At 38.0% G+C, this 20162-nt stretch carries 23 protein-coding genes; 5 read left to right on the top strand and 18 right to left on the bottom strand.

Annotation, left to right across the window (positions count from 1 at the left end; translation table 11 throughout):
• Positions 1-60 precede the first annotated feature (60 nt).
• Positions 61-753: a S24 family peptidase gene (locus tag RR45_RS03155; protein WP_031365565.1), complete on the bottom strand. Its 693-nt coding sequence runs from the start codon at positions 751-753 to the stop codon at positions 61-63.
• 99 nt (positions 754-852) lie between these two features.
• Between RR45_RS03155 and plsY the strand changes: the two genes are divergently transcribed.
• From plsY to nrdF, 5 genes are all read left to right on the top strand, one after another.
• The gene (plsY, locus tag RR45_RS03150) at positions 853-1497 is read left to right on the top strand and encodes a glycerol-3-phosphate 1-O-acyltransferase PlsY (protein ID WP_031365566.1); all 645 of its coding nucleotides are present in this window, start codon (positions 853-855) and stop codon (positions 1495-1497) included.
• 104 nt (positions 1498-1601) lie between these two features.
• Entirely contained in the window at positions 1602-1820 is a 219-nt protein-coding gene (nrdH, locus tag RR45_RS03145) for a glutaredoxin-like protein NrdH (RefSeq protein WP_031365567.1), read from the top strand.
• Complete coding sequence (nrdI, locus tag RR45_RS03140; RefSeq protein ID WP_031365568.1) at positions 1817-2173, top strand: class Ib ribonucleoside-diphosphate reductase assembly flavoprotein NrdI; 357 nt, start codon at positions 1817-1819, stop codon at positions 2171-2173. The genes nrdH and nrdI overlap by 4 nt, the downstream gene beginning before the upstream one ends.
• A gap of 3 nt (positions 2174-2176) precedes the next feature.
• Positions 2177-4330 (top strand): class 1b ribonucleoside-diphosphate reductase subunit alpha, encoded by a 2154-nt coding sequence (gene nrdE, locus RR45_RS03135; RefSeq protein WP_031365569.1) that lies wholly within the window; start codon positions 2177-2179, stop codon positions 4328-4330.
• 116 nt (positions 4331-4446) lie between these two features.
• Complete coding sequence (gene nrdF / locus RR45_RS03130) at positions 4447-5409, top strand: class 1b ribonucleoside-diphosphate reductase subunit beta (protein WP_096823147.1); 963 nt, start codon at positions 4447-4449, stop codon at positions 5407-5409.
• 48 nt (positions 5410-5457) lie between these two features.
• Here the strand turns inward: nrdF and RR45_RS03125 are convergent, their stop codons facing one another.
• From RR45_RS03125 to RR45_RS03050, 17 genes are all read right to left on the bottom strand, one after another.
• Positions 5458-6327: a glutathione S-transferase C-terminal domain-containing protein gene (locus tag RR45_RS03125; protein WP_072353434.1), complete on the bottom strand. Its 870-nt coding sequence runs from the start codon at positions 6325-6327 to the stop codon at positions 5458-5460.
• A gap of 43 nt (positions 6328-6370) precedes the next feature.
• Entirely contained in the window at positions 6371-6508 is a 138-nt protein-coding gene (locus RR45_RS11155; RefSeq protein ID WP_167362552.1) for a hypothetical protein, read from the bottom strand.
• 184 nt (positions 6509-6692) lie between these two features.
• Positions 6693-7013 (bottom strand): MFS transporter, encoded by a 321-nt coding sequence (locus RR45_RS03120; RefSeq protein WP_143465080.1) that lies wholly within the window; start codon positions 7011-7013, stop codon positions 6693-6695.
• Positions 7014-7157: 144 nt separating this feature from the next.
• Entirely contained in the window at positions 7158-7394 is a 237-nt protein-coding gene (locus RR45_RS03115) for a hypothetical protein (protein ID WP_031365573.1), read from the bottom strand.
• A gap of 221 nt (positions 7395-7615) precedes the next feature.
• A complete protein-coding gene (gene rlmD / locus RR45_RS03110) occupies positions 7616-8983 on the bottom strand; it encodes a 23S rRNA (uracil(1939)-C(5))-methyltransferase RlmD (protein ID WP_031365574.1) in 1368 nt (455 codons plus the stop codon).
• Between the two features lie 80 nt (positions 8984-9063).
• Entirely contained in the window at positions 9064-9324 is a 261-nt protein-coding gene (locus tag RR45_RS03105; RefSeq protein ID WP_031365575.1) for a helix-hairpin-helix domain-containing protein, read from the bottom strand.
• An 8-nt stretch (positions 9325-9332) separates the two neighbouring features.
• The gene (locus RR45_RS03100) at positions 9333-10406 is read right to left on the bottom strand and encodes an ABC transporter substrate-binding protein (protein WP_031365576.1); all 1074 of its coding nucleotides are present in this window, start codon (positions 10404-10406) and stop codon (positions 9333-9335) included.
• Positions 10407-10991 carry a LemA family protein gene (locus RR45_RS03095; protein ID WP_031365577.1) on the bottom strand — a complete coding sequence of 195 codons (585 nt, stop codon included), beginning with the start codon at positions 10989-10991 and terminating at the stop codon, positions 10407-10409.
• A gap of 52 nt (positions 10992-11043) precedes the next feature.
• Positions 11044-11868, bottom strand: coding sequence for a TPM domain-containing protein (locus RR45_RS11505; RefSeq protein WP_084463358.1), 825 nt, complete (start codon positions 11866-11868; stop codon positions 11044-11046).
• Positions 11855-12637 (bottom strand): ABC transporter permease, encoded by a 783-nt coding sequence (locus RR45_RS03085; protein WP_031365579.1) that lies wholly within the window; start codon positions 12635-12637, stop codon positions 11855-11857. Before RR45_RS03085 ends, RR45_RS11505 begins: the two co-directional genes overlap by 14 nt.
• Positions 12634-13434, bottom strand: a complete 801-nt coding sequence (locus RR45_RS03080) for an ABC transporter permease (RefSeq protein ID WP_031365580.1) — start codon at positions 13432-13434, stop codon at positions 12634-12636. The genes RR45_RS03085 and RR45_RS03080 overlap by 4 nt, the downstream gene beginning before the upstream one ends.
• Complete coding sequence (locus tag RR45_RS03075) at positions 13427-14611, bottom strand: DUF998 domain-containing protein (RefSeq protein WP_031365581.1); 1185 nt, start codon at positions 14609-14611, stop codon at positions 13427-13429. The genes RR45_RS03080 and RR45_RS03075 overlap by 8 nt, the downstream gene beginning before the upstream one ends.
• A gap of 90 nt (positions 14612-14701) precedes the next feature.
• Entirely contained in the window at positions 14702-15853 is a 1152-nt protein-coding gene (locus RR45_RS03070; RefSeq protein ID WP_031365582.1) for an ABC transporter ATP-binding protein, read from the bottom strand.
• On the bottom strand, positions 15843-16757 hold the full coding sequence (gene murB, locus RR45_RS03065) for a UDP-N-acetylmuramate dehydrogenase (RefSeq protein ID WP_031365583.1): 915 nt from the start codon (positions 16755-16757) through the stop codon (positions 15843-15845). The genes RR45_RS03070 and murB overlap by 11 nt, the downstream gene beginning before the upstream one ends.
• Before the next feature lie 89 nt (positions 16758-16846).
• On the bottom strand, positions 16847-17734 hold the full coding sequence (rarD, locus tag RR45_RS03060) for an EamA family transporter RarD (RefSeq protein ID WP_031365584.1): 888 nt from the start codon (positions 17732-17734) through the stop codon (positions 16847-16849).
• A gap of 213 nt (positions 17735-17947) precedes the next feature.
• Positions 17948-18814, bottom strand: coding sequence for a homoserine kinase (gene thrB, locus RR45_RS03055; protein ID WP_031365585.1), 867 nt, complete (start codon positions 18812-18814; stop codon positions 17948-17950).
• A 17-nt stretch (positions 18815-18831) separates the two neighbouring features.
• Positions 18832-20115 carry a homoserine dehydrogenase gene (locus RR45_RS03050; protein ID WP_031365586.1) on the bottom strand — a complete coding sequence of 428 codons (1284 nt, stop codon included), beginning with the start codon at positions 20113-20115 and terminating at the stop codon, positions 18832-18834.
• Positions 20116-20162 lie beyond the last annotated feature (47 nt).

Genomic DNA, 20162 nt, shown 5'->3' with positions numbered 1-20162 from the left:
TGATAAACAAAAGAATTAGGAATGTCAAGTGATAACTGTTTTTTTATTGGTATAGTTCAATTAGATATCAACTGGAAAGAAATTGCCAATGATTTTTCCGACAATGCGCGGTTCTTCGTCATAAGGTGCAAATTTATCTTGATATTTTTCATTAATAGAAACAAGTCGTAGACCTTCTTCTTCTTTATAGACTTTTTTGATATAGGTCTGCCCTTCCCAATCAATGGCATAAATCGCCCCATCATAATCAAAAGAGGTATCTTTAATCAAGACCACAGAACCATTAGTATAAACTGGTTCCATTGAGTCGCCATAAACCCAGCTGGCAAAGTCATATGCTAATTCAGCATCAAAATAGACGGTATCATAGCTACCATCGTCCATATATGAAAATCCTGTACCTGCTGATAATTTTTCGTAGACTTTATATGGAAATAACTTAACGATTTTTTCAGCTTGCACTTGATTTTGTTCTGACAGTTGGTCTTGTGTATAGCTCATGACTTTTTCCTTTCGTTTATCTGTTAGCTGATGAAATGCTGATAATAAATCTGCCGCCTCATCTTTGATTAAATTTTCATAGGGGATACTAAAGATATTAGAGAGCTTCAACAAATTATCCTTTTTTGGCTTTGTTTTACCGCGCTCCCAGGCAAAATAAGAAGTATTGGCAACTCCTATTTTTTTAGCAACTTCACGTTGAGATAAACCTTTAGCTTCCCTGAGTTGCTTTAATTGATTTGCGATTGACATGTCATCCTCCTATACTATTGTTAGTTTTTTAAACTAACAATAGTATATAATTTTTATATTACCATGTCAAATCAATAGTTTTTTTGATATAATGTAGTAATGACAACGATATTATTATTATTATTAGTCGCCTACTTATTAGGTTCGATTCCTTCGGGTCTGTGGATTGGTCATTATTTTTTCCACAAAAACTTACGTGACTTTGGTTCTGGTAACATTGGTACGACCAATACTTTCAGAATCTTAGGTAAAAAAGCAGGTACAATTGTCTTTGCAATGGACTTGCTAAAAGGTACACTAGCTACTGTTTTACCATTAATTTTCGGGATAGAGACAATCTCACCGGCCTTATTTGGTTTATTCGCCGTACTGGGTCATACTTTTTCTATCTTCAACCATTTCCAAGGTGGTAAGGCTGTCGCAACAGCGGCTGGTATGCTTTTAGGTTATAGTCCTAAATTTATCCTACTATTGGTAATTGTGTTCTTTATTACGTTTTATTTAACCAGCATGGTATCATTTGCCAGTGTATTGAGTGCAGGTGTTGCGGCTATTTTATTATTAGTTCTCCCAGCCTTTCATCTCATATTCACTTCTTATGATTGGTTATTTACAAGTGTTGTTTTATTTATAGTTTGTTTCATTATCGTTCGACATCGCGATAATATCACAAGAATCCGAAATAAAACCGAGAATATCTTTAACTTCGGTTTAAACATAACCCACCAAAAACACAACATATAGTGGGTTGTTCAGAAAAACATCACAATATCTAGTTTAAATTGTTGACTAGATATTTTTTTATTGCTAAAATATAGAGACAATAAACTAATAAAAGGGGTATCCAAATGGTAACCGTATTTTCAAAAAATAATTGTATGCAATGTAACATGGTTAAAAAATGGTTGACTGATAAAGCAGTCCAATATAAAGAAATTAATATCGATGACGAACCACAATATATCGAGGAAATTAAAGCAATGGGCTTTATGGCTGCACCAATTATCGTTAAAGATGAGGTGTCATTCTCAGGATTCCGTCCTACTGAATTAGCGAAATTGATATGAAAATTGCCTATTATAGCGTGACGAGACAAGTTAGTCGTTTCGTAAAAAAGCTGACTCTAGCTGATGACCAGGCTGTCGCAGTCACTGATACGCTCATTTTATCTGAACCATTTATTTTAATCATCCCAACTTACGAGAAGGAAATCCTTCAAGAGGTTTGGGATTTTATGGTAGAAAATGCATCTAATTGCCAAGGAATTATCGCCAGTGGTAATCGCAATTTTGCTGAGCTTTATATTTATTCTGCTAAAGATTTATCGGCCGAGTTTAACGTGCCGATTTTATATGATTTTGAGTTCAATGGAACTGATGAAGATGTCACTGCTGTTAACTCTATCTTAGAAAGCTATTAACCTATGTCTTTAAAAACTTTGGAAAATGTGTCATATTTCCGTTTAAATAATGAAATCAATATCCCTGTCAATGGTCAAATCCCTTTGCACAAGGATCACGAGGCTCTACTTGCCTTTTTCGAAGAAAATGTGCGACCTAATCTCAAAACCTTTCCAACAGTTGCAGAAAAAATCACCTATTTATTAGAACATGATTATATCGAATCAGACTTTATCAAAAAATACTCGATTGATTTTATCACTGAGCTGTCCGACTGGCTCTATGCGCAAAATTTTCAATTCAAATCATTCATGGCTGCCTATAAATTTTATCAACAATATGCCCTGAAAACGAATGATGGTGAATTCTATCTAGAAAATATCGAAGATCGTATTTTGATGAATGCGCTATATTTTGCAGATGGTGATATCGAATTAGCGCAATCACTAGCTGATGAGCTGATTCACCAACGTTATCAACCGGCGACACCAAGCTTTTTAAATGCTGGTCGTTCGCGTCGTGGCGAGCTTGTATCATGTTTCTTGATTCAAGCAACTGACGATATGAACAGTATTGGTCGTTCAGTCAATTCAGCCCTGCAACTCTCTCGTATTGGTGGCGGTGTTGGAATTAACCTTTCTAACCTCCGCGAGGCTGGTGCACCGATTAAAGGCATTGAAAATGCTGCTAGTGGTGTTGTTCCTGTCATGAAACTTTACGAGGATAGCTTCTCCTACTCTAATCAACTTGGGCAACGTCAAGGGGCTGGTGTGACTTATCTCAGCGTTTTCCATCCGGATATTATGGCCTTTTTGTCAACTAAAAAAGAAAATGCCGATGAAAAAATCCGTGTGAAAACTTTGTCACTAGGTGTAACAGTTCCAGATAAATATTATGAACTTGTACGTGAAAATGCGGATATGTTCCTGTTTAGTCCTTATGACGTTGAGCGTATCTATGGTAAACCTTTCAGCTATATTGATATTACTGCAGAATACGATAATCTCCTTGCCAATCATAACATCAAAAAATATCGTATTCGTGCTCGTGATTTAGAACAAGAAATTGCTAAATTACAACAAGAATCTGGTTATCCATATATCATTAACATTGATGTTGCCAATAAAGCCAACCCAATCCACGGTAAGATTGTCATGAGTAATTTGTGTTCAGAAATCTTACAAGTGCAAACAGCCTCAGAACTTAATGAAGACCAAACTTATAAAACTTTAGGTACTGATATTTCATGTAACCTCGGCTCGACTAACGTTGTCAATCTGATGCAATCTCCTAACTTCGAAAAATCAATTGATAGCATGGTTAAAGCGCTAACGTTTGTTACGGATCATTCAGATATCGATGCTGTCCCAACGATTAAAAACGGCAATAAAAAAGCCCATACGATCGGTCTTGGGGCAATGGGCCTTCACTCATATTTCGCTAAACACCATATGGTTTATGGCTCACCTGAGTCAATTGAATTCACAGATATTTATTTTATGCTGTTGAATTTCTACACGCTAAAATCATCTATGAATTTTGCTCGCAAAACTGGTCAAACTTTTGATGATTTCGACAAATCAGCCTATGCTGACGGCACTTATTTCGACCAATATATCGAAGACAAACACCTTTCAGATAAAGTGTCTACTTTATTTGAAGGCATCCACATTCCAACTGCTGACGACTGGCGTGAACTGCGTCAAAATGTCATGACACACGGTCTTTACCACCAAAACCGTCTAGCAGTGGCGCCAAATGGTTCGATTTCATATATCAACGACGTTTCTGCAAGTATTCACCCCATTACCCAACGTATCGAAGAACGTCAAGAAAAGAAAACAGGTAAAATCTACTATCCAGCACGCGATTTAGCGACTGATACGATTCCTTACTATACAAGTGCTTACGATATGGATATGCGTCGTGTGATTGATGTCTATGCTGCAGCGACGAAACACGTTGACCAAGGCTTGTCAATGACCTTGTTCTTACGTAGCGAAATGCCTGTCGGCCTTTACGAATGGAAAACAGATACCAAGCAAACAACGCGTGACCTGAATATCTTACGTAACTATGCCCACCACAAAGGTGTTAAATCAATTTACTACATCCGCACATTTACCGACAACGGTGATGAAGTTGGTGCCAACCAATGTGAATCTTGCGTGATTTAATGACCATCATCAATAAGCAGACTGCCGCATATCGTGTAGTCTGCTTATCGCGTTGATCTTTAAAATAGAATTATTGTCCAACTAGGGACGTGATTTGATTAGAAACGGAAAAAAGAATGATAAATCCAAACTTTACCAAAGCTATCAACTGGAATAATATCGAAGACTTAATTGATAAATCAACTTGGGAAAAATTAACTGAACAATTCTGGTTAGATACGCGTATCCCACTTTCAAACGACTTAGACGACTGGCGTGGTCTGTCTGACGTTGAACGCCACTTGGTCAGCCATGTATTTGGTGGCCTGACGCTATTAGATACAGTCCAATCTGATACAGGTATGGACTCTCTACGCGCTGATGCGCGGACGCAACATGAAGAGGCTGTCCTAAACAACATTCAATTCATGGAATCAGTTCATGCTAAGTCCTACTCTTCTATTTTCTCAACGCTCAATACCAAGACTGAGATTGACGAGATTTTCTCTTGGATTGATACCAACGAAAATCTGCAATACAAGGCACAAAAAGTCAACAGTATTTATAAAAATGGTACACCACTTGAAAAGAAAGTCGCATCAGTTTTTCTTGAAACATTCCTTTTTTACAGTGGTTTCTACACCCCTTTGTATTATTTGGGCAATAATAAATTAGCCAATGTTGCAGAAATTATCAAATTAATCATCCGCGATGAGTCAGTTCATGGTACCTATATTGGCTATAAATTCCAACTTGGCTATGACGAGCTCTCTAGCGACGAACAGGAAAAACTCAAAACTTGGGCTTACGAACTTTTGTATGACCTCTATGCCAACGAAGAAATCTATACAGATGACCTCTATGGCGTTCTAGGCTGGTCTGAAGAAGTTAAGACCTTCTTGCGTTATAATGCCAACAAAGCTTTGATGAACCTTGGGTTCGATCCCTTGTTCCCTGACAATGCGTCAGACGTCAACCCAATCGTCATGAATGGGCTCTCAACTGGTACCGTTAACCACGACTTCTTCTCACAAGTTGGTAATGGTTACCTGCTTGGTCAAGTCGAAGCCATGAGTGATGACGATTATGTCTTTGATTAAAACATAGAAAAATCTTCAGTCTTGATAAAAAGATTGAAGATTTTTTAATTATTTGTTCCAAATACTTGTATCAGGACCCAAGGGGATAATATGGTTAGGATTCCCCTCTAAGTTATTTAAGGCAAATCCTTTTTTGATGGCATCAAAGTTTGTCGTCTCTCGAAAAGCAGGGATTTGATAAAGTTCTTTTGCATAGCGCCAGAGGTTTGGAAAATCTGTCAAGCGATTGCGGTTAGCACGGAAGGTCGAATAGTAGGCTACATCAAGTCGTGCTAAACTAACATACAGACGAATATCGCTGTCCGTCAATTGCTCACCGAAAAGAAAACGACGGTCTGCTAAGCGAACATCTAGTTCATCAAGTCGATTGAAAAAAATGCTGAAATATTTTTCGTAGTCAACTTGAGTTTTAGCGTTTTTCATCTTATAGACACCTTGGTTGATTTCTTCGAGTAAAATAGCGTTCAAGGCATCTATATCAGCACGAAGATTTTTGGGATAGAGGTCTGGTGCATCTGATTTAACGAAATCAGAAAAGTTGGTTTCGAGCTGTAGCATGATTTCTTGCGACTCATTGTTGACAATTTTTTTCGTTGTCACTTCAACAATGACGGGAATCGTGGCACGACCTAGATAATTCACATCAGTTTGCTTATAAATTACCATGAGATAATCGATATCTAAAACTGGGTCACGTTGACCTTCGTCTAATGAAAACTGCCACCCTTGTTCAGTAATAACTGGATTGACTTTGCCCTCGCTGATGATATCCTCTAGACCCAACAAACGACGAAGAATCGCGATACGCTGACTCCAAGGACAAATTTCGCTCCAAATTAAGCGATATCGTCCTGCTTCTATTGGATAGGCAGCACTGCCTAGTATACCTGCAAAATGTGGTACTGGTGTTTTTGTCATCTCTTCTCCCACTTTTACTTTCCTCCTAGTTATTGCTTATTTCTTATTTATTGTAGATTTTCGGTCCTTTTCGCATGTGTTTTCGGTCATTCTTGGTAGGCGTTTCTTGACTAGAACGACCACCACCGGCTTGTTTCTTTTTGATGATTTCTAACATCTTTTCTTTGGTTGTTTGATTCACTTTATTTCTCCTTTATTAAAAGTCTACAACGCGACTATCTTTTCTATTATAACAGAAATAATAGGTTTAGCTAGCCTATCCTGTTTTTTAAGTCAGAAAAATAAGATGTTGTGAATTGAGGCTATTACGATCACCTTAATTCACAGCATCTTATCATGTGATTAAACGATTAGCGTGTACGGCCTTAGTTTTGATCCGCACCTTTCACTTTTTGATAAACAAAATTTAAAATCAAGCCAAACACAGCAACTGCTATTGCAACATAAAAGGCTTTTGAAAAATCCCCTTTGGTTACTTTTGACAATACTGACAGAAATTTAGGGGCGAAGAAAGCCGCAACAGAATAATCACAAAAGACAATACCATAGTTGACACCTTGGTTGATTGGGCCATAGTTTTCCATTACAAGTGGCGGATAAACCCCCATGACACCACCAAAACAAATTACCAAAATAATAAGATTGATTGTAAATCCTGTAGCTGATGATAAACTCAGTAATAACACAAAAACGAATATAATCACACATAAGATGGTATCTATTGAAAAATCGGAATAAATAATGTGTCAGGATCATATTGTTTCTGACTTTTTCATCTCTATAAAAAAGCAATTTCGACTGTTATCGAAATTGCTATAAACCTTTATATGTTAAGCTCCCACATTTGAAAGCAACTCGACAAATACCACATGCGTAGCAAATCCCATAGTTCTTCTATATTCATACATTTCAAGTAAACACTGTACTTGAAAAGCATAACCCTGACGAAGCGCAGAATCAATGATATATTCTAAAATACAAAATTGTACCTTTGCTGGTAGAGAATCAAATAATTTTCCATCTATATTATCCATAAGTAATCCCTCCATTTCTTTTGGTACTACCATATAGCCATACTATTTCCTATTTATCAAGTAATAGACCAGTAATCTTTGACACTTTAGTCTATTTTTAGAACTTCCAAAACAAATACTCCACGTTTACAAATCGCCTACTCAAAGCCTTTCTAGGCATTTTAACTACTCCATGGTCAAGCCATAAATCACCCGAATACATCAAAAAAGAGCAATCTCAGCAGAACCGAAATTGCTCAAAAAACCTTTATATATCAATCTTTAACCCGTGTCAGCAATCCCACACACTCCACGTGATGCGTCTGCGGAAACAAATCAACTGGCTGCACCTTCTCAAGCGCATAACCCAATTCTTCAAACCGCACCACATCACGCGCAAACGTCGCTGCATTACACGAAATATAAACAATACTTCGTGTGCCAACGCTCGCAGCTGATGTAATAAAGGACTCATCTAAGCCTTTGCGCGGTGGATCGACAAGAATGACATCAGGTTTCACGCCTTCAGTCACCCAGTCACCCATGACTTTCTCGGCTTTACCGGTCACATAAGTCACATTGTCAATACCGTTCAACTCAGCATTCTTACGCGCATTTTCAACGGCTGCTTCTACAACTTCAACACCATACACATGTTTGACTTTGTCAGCAAACGATAAACCAATCGTTCCAATACCTGAATAGGCATCAATCACAACATCATCGGCGTTTAAATCTGCAAACTCGATTGCTTTAGCATACAAGACTTCTGCTGCAGGCGTATTGACCTGGTAAAATGAGGGTGCAGAAATATCATATTTGCGACCTAACATGATGTCGGTGATGAAATCTTGCCCAAACAAGATGTTCCAGTCACTTCCGAAGATGTTATTGCCGGTAGAGGCGTTAACGTTTTGCATGATCGACTTGATGGCTGGAAATTGTTTGGTAAGAGCGCTTATAACACCGTCAACTTTGAAGAAGGAAACCTTGCGTGTGACGAAAATCACCATGATTTCGCCAGTAGCGTGGGCACGACGGACGACAACATTGCGAACAAAACCAGTATTTTCAATCTCGTTATAGGCTTTAAGTCCAAATTGACGCAGTAAATCACGAACGGCAATCACAACTTCATCAATTTCCGGCTGTTGGATAAAGAAATCTTCAACCGGAACCAGTGTGTGAGAATGTTTGCGGAAGAAACCAGTTTCCAGAACGCCGTTAACTGAACGGACAGGAATGCTGGCTTTATTGCGGTACTTTGTAACGCCTGGGCTAGCGATGGTCTCTAGGACTGGAAAATCAGCCTTGTGCGCTGTTTTAGAGAGCAGCTCGACAATTTGCTTGCGTTTGAATTTCAGTTGCTCAGCATAGGCTAAATGACCGAAATCGGCAATGCCTGTTCGTAAGTAGTCAAGATTGATATCTGTGACGCGATGTTCAGATATTGTAAGGTAAGTTTCAACCTTACCAAAACCAAATTTCTTACCTGTTTTCAAAATGCGCATCTCGATTGTCTCACCGGGTAGAGCGTTTTCCACAAAAAACGGATAGCCGTCAATCTTTACGACACCCGAGCCTTCGTGGGTCAAATCTATTACTTGAACTTCAAAAATATCATTTTTATTAAAATTAGTCATGACCTCATTATATCATATCTTTGCGTATGTCGTGCTATCAGCCATGAAAAAACCGAGTCTCCTCGGCAATTCTTCATTTATCAATCCTTCCAATCCCACCAATTTTGCTTATCAGCAGGCAGTTCACCATCGTGATTAGCATAGGTTACGGCTAAGCGGTAAGTATAGAGAACGCATCTATCTAGTTCGCCTTCCCCCAATCCTTGTGCTAAACAATCCGCAGCATAAATTTCTTCTGGGCTGTGACCTCTCAAAGAGGCAATCGTTGGAAAGCCTGCTTTTATCAGGTGATTGGACATCTTTACACCGATACCAGGAATATTCATTAAGTCAGAGGTCATTTTGTCACCTACTTCCGATACATCTTAAACTCCAAGAATAAATCATTGTAAATCCCTAAATATTCAGGACCAAGATTTTGATAAACTTCCAAATTCTTCATGGCTGTCGCATCTGGATAGAAAGCTTTATCTGACGTCATTGCCTTAGGAAGTATGGCTTTAGCTTTCATATTTGGTGTGGCATAGCCAACATACTCAGCATTTTTAGCTGCATTTTCAGGTTTTAACATAAAATTGATAAAGGCATAAGCTGCATCATAATTTTTAGCCGTCTTAGGAATCACGATATTGTCAAACCAGAGATTTGAGCCTTCACTCGGCACAATATAATGCAGATGCTCATTTTCACTCACCATTTCAGCTGCTTCCCCTGAAAAAGTGACCGCAACAGCAGCTTCATTGTTAATCATATACTGCTTGATTTCGTCAGCAACGATTGCCTTGACATTAGGTGTTAATGACTTGAGATGATTATAAGCCTTATTTAATTGCCCCATATCTTTCGAATTGACACTATCACCTTGCTCATTAAGCGCAAGACCGATCACTTCACGCGCCCCATCAATCAACATCAGATTGTTTTTATACTCAGGCGACCACAAATCTCGCCAATGCGCGGGTGGTGTTTTAACCTTCTCATCATTATAGATAATCCCAAGCGTTCCCCAAAAATATGGAATCGAGTAGGCATTGTCAGCATCAAAACTCTGATTTAAGAACCTAGGGTCGATATTCTCCAACCCTTTAATTTTAGAATGGTCAAGCTTATTTAACAGTTTTTCTGACTTCATCTTATCAATCATGTACTCACTGGGAATCGCGATATCATAAGTTGTGCCACCCTGCTTAATCTTCGTGTACATCGCCTCATTCGAATCAAAAGTCACATAGTTAACCTTGTAACCCGTTTCTTTTTCGAAACTTTTCAGTAAACTTTCATCGATATAATCACCCCAGTTGTAAATGGTAAGCTGGTTATTAATCGCTGAACTGCCGCTATCAGCGGATAATTTAACGGATAACAACCCAAGCACAGCAATAATGGCGAGAACTCCCCCCATAAAGTAGACTAATCTTTTCATTTATTTACTGCTATCACCAAAGTTAACACTTGGTGCATCTTTAGCAGAGCCAGCAGCTTTAAAGTAGTCTTTTTTAGTTGCGCCACGCATACCCGCTACAATAGAAGTTGGAAAAAGTGAAATTTTTGTATTGTAAGATTTCACCGTATCGTTATAACGCGTTCGTGCTACTGCAATACGATTTTCAGTACCGGCTAATTCATCTGATAACTGCGTAAATTGTTTATCCGCCTTGATATCAGGATAGCTAACTTGCAAGCGTAATAAACCATTCAAAGCTGAACTAACTTGGTCGTTAGCTGCCGCTTTATCTGTAACAGTTTCAGCTTTACTCATCGCACTTTGCGCCGTAGATATTGCCGTAAAGATTTTTTCTTCATGTTCAGCATAACCCTTAACTGTTTCAACCAAGTTAGGAATTAAATCATTCCGACGTTGTAATTGCGTATCAATATCAGCATAGGCTGAATCTACACTGTTTTCTTCTTTTGTAATCCCATTGCCAATGCTGAAAAATGCAACAATCACAATGACAAGTACTGCTAATATACCTACAACTAAACCATTCTTTTTAATAAAATTCATCTTTTTTCTCTTTCCTATTTTGTAAAGTCAGACACTTATTTAAATGAGTGTCTTATCGACCAGCTCCGCCACCCGATGAAGAACCGCCGCCAAAGCCGCCGCCACCACCTGATGACCCACCAGAACCACCACCATAGCCTCCTGAGCCACCACCACGATTATTGAAAATCGCAATGAGAATCCACAGAAGGATATCGCCATGTCCGGTTAAAATCATACCTAAAATAAAAATAAATATAATCCCGAAAACAATCAAACCACCTATTGAATTACCCGAAGATTGTTCTTGATTATTCTCATAATCATGATGAGAAGGTGATTCAGATGTTTGCTCACTATTAGCATTGCCAGTTAAGACATCTGAAAATGCTGTAATGGTTTGAGAAACTGCAGTATCATAATCATTTTTGGTACGATAGGGGACAAAGTCATTGTCTAAAATTCGACCGACTTTGCCGTCGTTCAACTCTCCCTCGAGGCCTTGACCAACCTCCACCCATACTTTTTTCTCATCCTTTGCAATGAGCATGAGTAAGCCGTTATCACTCTCCTTATCTCCAATACCTGTTTGATTAAAGACCGTATTGGCATATTCTTGAATCGTTTTATTTTTCAACGTATCAACTGTTAAAACAATAATCTGAGCTTTTTTACTCACATCTAGGTTTTCAAGTTGATGATTCAAGTCATTTTTAGTCGTATCGGATAATAAATCAGCCTGGTCATAAATATAGGTATGTTCTTGCCAGGTAATTTTCGATACTGCTTCACCAGCTTTATGGTCACCTTGCCACTTAAAAAAGCCGAAAATACCAGCTAAAGCTACTAGCATGATGGTCATGAAGATGATTTTTTGGGTAAATTTATTTGTCTTCATCTGCGCTCCTCATAATCATATAATAACCGATTACAAGCAAAATTGAAAGTATAAACACTAATGCAGATAACGCGTTGATTTCAAGCGAAATGCCTTGACGGGCGCGCGAGTAGATTTCGACTGATAAAGTCGAGAAACCATTGCCTGTGACAAAGAAAGTGACCGCGAAATCATCCAAAGAATAGGTAAAGGCCATGAAAAAGCCAGCGATAATGCCTGGTGTCAAAAACGGCAAGATGACTTCTGTCATCGTTTGGCGTTGTGTGGCTCCTAAATCATAGGCTGCATTGATCATATCCTGATCCATTTCCTGCAAACGGGGTAGCACCATGAGTACAACGATAGGAATAGAAAAGGCGATATGTGCCATCAAGACAGAGGCAAAACCTAGTTTAAAACCAATTGATGTTAGCAGAATCAGAAAACTCGCACCAATCATGACGTCAGGTGAAACCAGCAAGACATTATTAAGTGATAAAATAGTATTCTGACGTTTCTTTTTTACTTGATGAATATAGATTGTCCCAAAAGTTCCAATAATTGTCGCAATAAATGCTGATAGGAAAGCAAGTAAAAAGGTCTGAACGACAATTAAGATCAAGCGATGGTCAGCAAATAAAGCTTGAAAATATTCGAAAGTAAAGCCGGTAAAAGCATTCATATTGCCATTTTTATTAAAGGCATAAATAATTAGATAAAAAATAGGCAAGTACAAAAGAGCAAAAACAAAAATCAAATAGGCATTTTCAAATTTAAAACGTCGTTTCATGCTTTGCTACCTCTCTCCCGTGTTAAGAACATCACAACAAACATCGTGATAATGAGGACCATGCCGATGGTTGCGCCCATACCCCAGTTTTGGGTGACAAGGAAATGTTCCTCAATGGCAGTCCCCAAAGTAATCACGCGGTTACCACCGATTAATCGCGTCAGCATGAATAAGCTTAGACTTGGGATAAAAACAGCTTGAACACCTGATCTAACACCGTTCATAGAAAGTGGGAAAATAATTTGTGTGAAATTTTGAAACCGTGTTGTTCCTAAATCATAACCAGCTTTAATCAAATTACCATCAATCTCATCTATCGCATTAAAAATAGGTAGGATCATGAAAGGAATTTCAATATAAGCAGCAACAAAAATAAAAGAAAAATCGGTAAACAAGATTTGTTGACTACCAAGTCCCATAAAGTTCAGGAAACCGTTAACCGCACCAGATTGTCCGAAAATCCCAATAAATGCGTAGGCTTTGAGTAAGAGGTTAATCCAGGTAGGTAAAATAATCAACATCAACCAAAGTTGTTTATGTTTTAATTTCGTCAAAAAATAGGCAGTTGGATAGCTGATGATAAGTGTCACTGCCGTAATAATAGCGGCATAAATCACAGAATTCACGGACATTTTCAGATAAGTCCAACTGGTGAAATACGTCCCATAATTAGCCAGAGTCACATTGCCATCAATATCGAAAAATGATTTATAAACCAATAAAGCAATGGGGGCTAGAACAAATAAGAATAGCCAAAGACAATAAGGAATAGCGGATAGTTGTATTTTTTTAGTCATAAAGTTTTTTTGGTGTCATATCGACAAGTTTAAGTTGCCAGCGACGATGTGATTGCGACAAATCTTGAATCGCATTAATCAACATCACTAGCCAGATAAAGGCAATAACAAAGGCGATGATTTCAAAAAATGTCAGAGACAGATAATGAATCCCTAAAAATAAAAAGGCAGATAACATGAGTAAACCAAGCGTGATAGCAGAAAATACGAGAAATTCTTTAGAAATATCTGGTATGAGCCATTTTAAAAGTAAAATTAAAACAATGATACAAATAACGATACCGAACGCAGACAAGTTATGCACGGTCATCGTCCATGAATAACTATTAGCTGGGAAAATCCCGACACAGGCAATTAAGACTGCAATTAAATAATAGAAGAATCGAACGACTGTACTTTTTTTAGTGTAATAGGTACTTTGTGAAAACTCTGAAAACAAGTAGTCAGTAATCGTCAGTAAAATGAGTGCTGAAAAAATCAGCGTCATATTAAATTCCCAATGTTTTTTAGCCTCGTAGGTCCCTAAAAAACTAAAATTAAATTGCCACCAGTCTCGTTGATTATTCAAAGCCATAGCGACGAGGACGCCACCAATGAAGGTAACAAATAGCATAGTGATTAGATTAGATACCTTGACAGACACGGCAGAAGAAATTAAAACGAAATTGATAACTGCTGAAAAGGCTAGAACAAATAACGAGGCCGTCACTGGGTCAAAACTAACCCCACTAAAGGTGTGGCGCATAATATAAAATGTCATAACAGTCACTGCTAAGGTCACTAAAGAATAGGTTAAAGATAAGGTCAATGTTTCTCGCATTTTCGTCAACCAAGATTGCTTATTCCGAGCATGCGGTGTTTTTCGATAAGCTAAAATGAACGAAATAAAACCTGTGAATATGCCGAAAATCGTACTTGCATGAGCAACGGAAATCACATCGTCGCCGGTAAAAGAAATTTGTGATTTTTGAGTGATCAAGAAAGTCATCAACGCCATAAGCCAAGCAAATAAACTTGGCATTAGTAGATGTCTTAAAGAGAAATTTTGACGATTGCTCATTGAGGCACTTTTTAATTTGATTAAAAACCCATTATCAACAGCTTCCAAAATCAAGTCATCTTCATCACCGTTCAGTACTTCTGAGAGTGTATCTGGTACCTCAATATATTTCTTCATTTCCCCCCCTATTATAAATCAGCTAATTAGCTTTCCTTCAGCTGGGTAAACTTATCAATCATGCAGATGTATCAATAAACCATCCCTTTTTCATTCTTTGATGTTTTCCTCTTCAATTGCATTGATTAAACCAGCTTCAACGACCTCTTCATCTACATATTCTTCAATCCGAGCATCAAATTCTTCTTCTGTTTCATTGAGGCGCATGATATGAATATCTTCCGATTCGAAATCAAGACCAATCACTTCTCCAACAATTGCACGTCGTGTTGAATGAATCATCCACTCTTGTCCGAGCTCGTCAACTGCGATGATTTCATAATGCACACCACGGAAAAGTTGCGTTTGTACCTTAACAATTAGCTTTCCTTCATCTGGTAGCGTCAATCTTAAATCTTCTGGTCGAATGACAACCTCAACTGGTTCATTTTTTCTCATCCCACCATCGACAGATTCAAATCTTTTACCATTAAACTCGACCAGATAATCATCTATCATAATGCCTGAGATGATATTAGATTCACCAATAAAATTTGCCACAAAGCGATTAATCGGCTCATCATAAATATCAACTGGTGTTCCTGATTGAACAATCTCACCATCATTGATGATAAATATCCAATCACTCATTGCTAGCGCTTCTTCTTGGTCATGCGTGACGAAAATAAATGTAATACCTAGTTTTTGTTGTAGCGCCCGAAGTTCGTACTGCATTTCAGTCCGTAGTTTCAAATCAAGGGCGCTCAAAGGTTCATCTAGTAAAACAACCTTGGGTTGATTGACAATTGCTCTCGCAATCGCGACACGCTGACGCTGACCTCCAGATAATTTTTGAATACGTCGGTTTTCAAAACCTGTCAAACGGACCATTTTGAGTGCATCTAGCACACGTTTTTCAATCTGTGATTTTTCAACCTTGCGAATTTTTAAAGGAAAGGCAATATTATCAAACACATTTTTATGAGGCAATAAGGCGTAATTTTGGAAAACAGTATGCACATCACGCTGATTGATTGGTATGTCGTTAATACGCTCATTATCAAGATAAATATCACCAGTCGTTGCGTCAGTCAAACCTGCAATAATATTTAGGATTGTTGATTTACCTGATCCCGATGCGCCTAAAAGCGTATAAAATTTTCCCGCCTCTAACTCAAAATTAATATCTCTGAGAATGAGTTGACCGTTGTCTTCAAAGGACTTAGACACATTCTTGAATTCAATGATTGGGTTAGTCGTCAATTTTTTCTTCTCCTAAAATGCGTACTTCCGGTTCTAATGTCACACCAGAAGATACTTTGACTTGCGCAATGACGTAGGCAATTAACTCCTCATAGTCCTTGGCAGTACCGTTATCAACATTGACCATAAAGCCAGCGTGCTTTTTAGAGACTTGAACGCCACCAATCTGATGACCTTGCAGGCCTGCATCTTGAATCAATTGACCAGCGAAGTAGCCAACTGGTCGCTTAAATACAGAGCCACAACTTGGAAATTCCAGTGGCTGTTTTAATTCTCGCAAATGCGTCAATCGTGCCATTTCAGACTTTATCACTTCATAATCCCCACTGCTTAACGAAAATTTTGCAGATAAAGCAATATATTGCTGACTTTGCAGGATTGATTTACGGTAGCCAAACTGCATATCTTCTGCAGAAATCACGAAAATATCACCTGATTGGTCCATGACTTGAATGCTAGATAGGACTGTTGCAATCTCCCCACCGTAAGCACCTGCATTCATAAAGACAGCACCACCAACTGACCCTGGAATACCACAGGCAAATTCAAAGCCTGTCAATGAATTGTCTAAAGCGACTTGTGTCGTATTGATTAAACTAGCACCTGCCTGCGCTTCAATTACATAACCATTGGCACGAATCGTGTTCATTTTTTCGAGTAGAATAACGAAACCACGAATACCACCGTTTCGAACGATAAGATTACTAGCATTGCCTAAAACGATGAAAGGTGTCTGCGTTTCATTGGCAAGTTTAACCAATGTTTGTAATTGATATTTATCTCTCGGAAAAGCAAGAAAATCAGCTGGTCCGCCAACTTTCGTATAAGTATAATTGGAGAGTGGTTCATTAAATTTCATTGTCAATTCCGGAAATTTTTCAAGTATTTCATTTTGAGTTAACATATTTGCTCTTTTCGTATCAAAAATTTTTTCGTGCAAGACTCATCTAGTCATCACATAAAAAATAGCTTGTACCAAAGGGTACAACACTATTATTTTACCATATTTTTAGTCTTTTTCATCAACATAACTTGTCCGATTGTAAAGACAATGATGGCAAGCCAAATGGCTGTAAAACCATATAAGTTTTCTAGTTTAAAGGTTTCATGGAAAAGGAATATCGCCACTGCCAATTGTATCGTCGGATTGATATATTGCACAAATCCAACGACGTTAAGCGGAGCTTGTTTCAACGCCTCTGCAAATAAAAGCAAAGGAATAGCTGTTATAATCCCTGATAAAATCAGATAGATAATTTGAGAAACTGTATAATCACTTGGTGTGTGCTTAGCAAAAAATAGAATAAATATTAATACAAAGGGTGTCACAATGATTGTTTCCACAAACATAGCAACATCACTTGAGATTGTCACGTTTTTCTTTATCAAGCCATAAGTGCCAAATGAAATGGGCAATAGAATTGATATAATCGGTAAATGCCCACTTTGAATTGTTAAAATTAAGACACCTAATAGAGCAAATGCAAGTGATATCTTGGTGAAGTTTTCCAACTTTTCTTTGAGAAAGATAACAGCCAATAAAACAGAAAACAGAGGGTTGATATAATAGCCCAGACTTGCGGCTGTTGCTTGACCATGACCAACTGCGTAAATAAAAACGAGCCAGTTAATTGAAATCAGAAAACTTGCCAAAATCATTGAGAGTAATTCAGATTTATTCGCAAGTAAACCCGATATCTCAGTTTTTAACTTTTTCATTCGACCAAAAAAGAGGAAATAAAGCAACATGGTCAACATCGTTGACAATATTCGATAAGAGAAAACTTCGTAGGCATCAACTCCACTCAGTAATTTCCAAAATATGGAGAGAAACCCCCAAGCAATATAAGAGCCAAACGCCAATAATAAACCTTTTTTCACATATTCCCCCTTTTGACTATCAAATTATTTATTTCTAGTCTTCCTTATTTTATATACCCTCAATCATGTCCTTGTAAAATTAAAAATAGAATTTCCACGAGTTCAAGATTCAACAAGACCGTAAAAATTCTAATTTTATGCGTAAGATGACTGATTAACGTACAATTTTTAGTATTTGATTTAAAGATAAACTTGATAGTATCCATATAACACTTAATGTACGACTTTAGTACCTTGAGTATCGACTGTCAATTCTAATAACTGACCTGAAAATTTTTGTGCATCAAGTTTTGACTTAATTGTTTCCAATTTATCTAATGGCATCATAATCATAACCGTTGGTCCAGCGCCAGATAAATATGTCGCATAAGCCCCTTGAGCATGTCCTATTTCTCGGATTTTAGAAACTTCTGGCACAAGCTTACCACGATAACTTTCATGGAATAAATCTTGCTCCATGAGTTGACCGGCAAGTGCCATATCACCTGTTAAAAGTGCTGCAATCGCAACGTTAGCAATTGCACTAGCTGCCACTGCATCATGATAGGTAAATTCACTAGGTAGCACCTGACGAGAATCACTCGTTTTCAGTTCATAATCTGGAATAAACGCAAGTAAACCAGTCTCTGGCATTGGTGCCGTGACATGATTTGTTTTTCCGTCGATGCTATTAGCAATGACTAAATTGCCAAAAATTGCAGGGGCAACATTATCAGGGTGCCCTTCGATTTTGGTAGCAATCGCTAACTTATCAGCACCTGACAAATTAAGCTGACCAAGTTGGTTGGCGAGTTCAATCCCTGCAACAATAACTGAACTAGAAGATCCAAGACCACGTGCCAGTGGTATCTCACTAAGCATTTTTATTTTGTGAGGCTGTAAGCTCGGAAGCACCTGTAAGGCAGTCTCAAGTAACAAATTCCGTTCATTAGACGGTACTTCTGCCCCCAACTCATGCTGGATATACCAGTGAGTTGTTGGCTCCAATACCTCAATTGTCAAATAAAGATTAACCGCTAGTCCAACAGAGTCAAAGCCTGGTCCAAGATTAGCTGATGTTGCGGGTACTGATATTGTCAAAGTCATCTGTCTTACCTTTAAATTACTTTAATTGTGTTGCGAAGTGTGAAACCGTCTAGATTTGAGATTTTTTCAACTAAACTGTCAAATTGATTCAAGTCCATTTTGTGCGAAATGATAGCAATACTTGCGCGGTGATTATCACCAATATTTTCTTGGAAAACTTGCTCAAATGACACATTTTCGGCATGAAAAAGTTCTGCCAAATGTAAGAGTTGTCCGGCTTTATCTTCTGTTTCAATCGCAAAGTAGTATTTATCGACTAAATCTTCTTTTGTTGCATAAACTGTTTCGCGAGTAAAGGTATTAAAAGCAGGTAATACTTCACCTCTGTCAATCCCTTTAGCAAGTTCAATGACATCTGCAACAACTGATGTCGCTGTTGGTTTTTGACCAGCACCAGGACCATAGAACATGGCTTCATTGATTCCGATAGATTCAACAAAGACGGCATTCATGACACCATTGACAGTCGCCAATTGATGGTTCTTAGGTAAAAATGTTGGCACAACTTCTGCATAAATACCTGAAGGGCGTTCAACAATTTCACCTACTAATTTAATGACAAAGCCTAATTTTTGTGCTAACTTAACGTCTTCTGGTGTAATATTACGGATCCCCTCATGTCGGACATCTTCAAATTTGATTGTCATACCAAATGCAAATTGGCTGAGAATCACCATTTTATAAGCCGCATCAATACCGTCAACATCATTTGTTGGGTCTGATTCTGCATAACCTAGACGACTTGCCTCGGCTAGCGCTTCATCATAAGTCCAACCTTCATCAACCATCTTGGTCATCATAAAATTACTAGTCCCATTGACAACACCGAGTATTTTAGTAATCTTATCAGCTGTATAAGAATTTGCAAGGGTACGAAGAATAGGTATTCCTCCTGCAACTGCTGCTTCATAATACAAAACCACACCATTGTCAGTAGCAACTTTTAACAAGTCTGTACCATGGACTGCCAATAAATCTTTATTAGCAGTCACAACGTGTTTTTTAGCCTGTAGAGCTTGTGTGATGAAAGTTTTAGCTGGCTCGATGCGGCCCATCAGTTCAATGACGATATCGATTGTATCATCGTTTAAGATGGCTGTTATATCTGTCACGAATTCATACTGATGACCTTGTGCTAATAGCCCTTGTTTCTCAGCATCATCTCTGACCAAAACTTTTGCGATTTGAATCTCAGTACCCGCTTGAGCAGTGATTTTTTCGCCATTTTCTTTTAGTAAAAAAGGAATGCCACTTGCTACTGTTCCGAATCCGAGTAAAGCAATATTGATTGTCATGTGTCTTAACGCTCCTTCAAAATATAAAATATCATTAGTGCAATTAT

Origin of the sequence: Pseudolactococcus chungangensis CAU 28 = DSM 22330, assembly GCF_002441885.1 — a bacterium.
GTDB classification, from domain to species: domain Bacteria; phylum Bacillota; class Bacilli; order Lactobacillales; family Streptococcaceae; genus Pseudolactococcus; species Pseudolactococcus chungangensis.
Note: the sequence above shows the minus strand (reverse complement) of the source record. Positions and strands in the feature narration are given on the sequence as shown.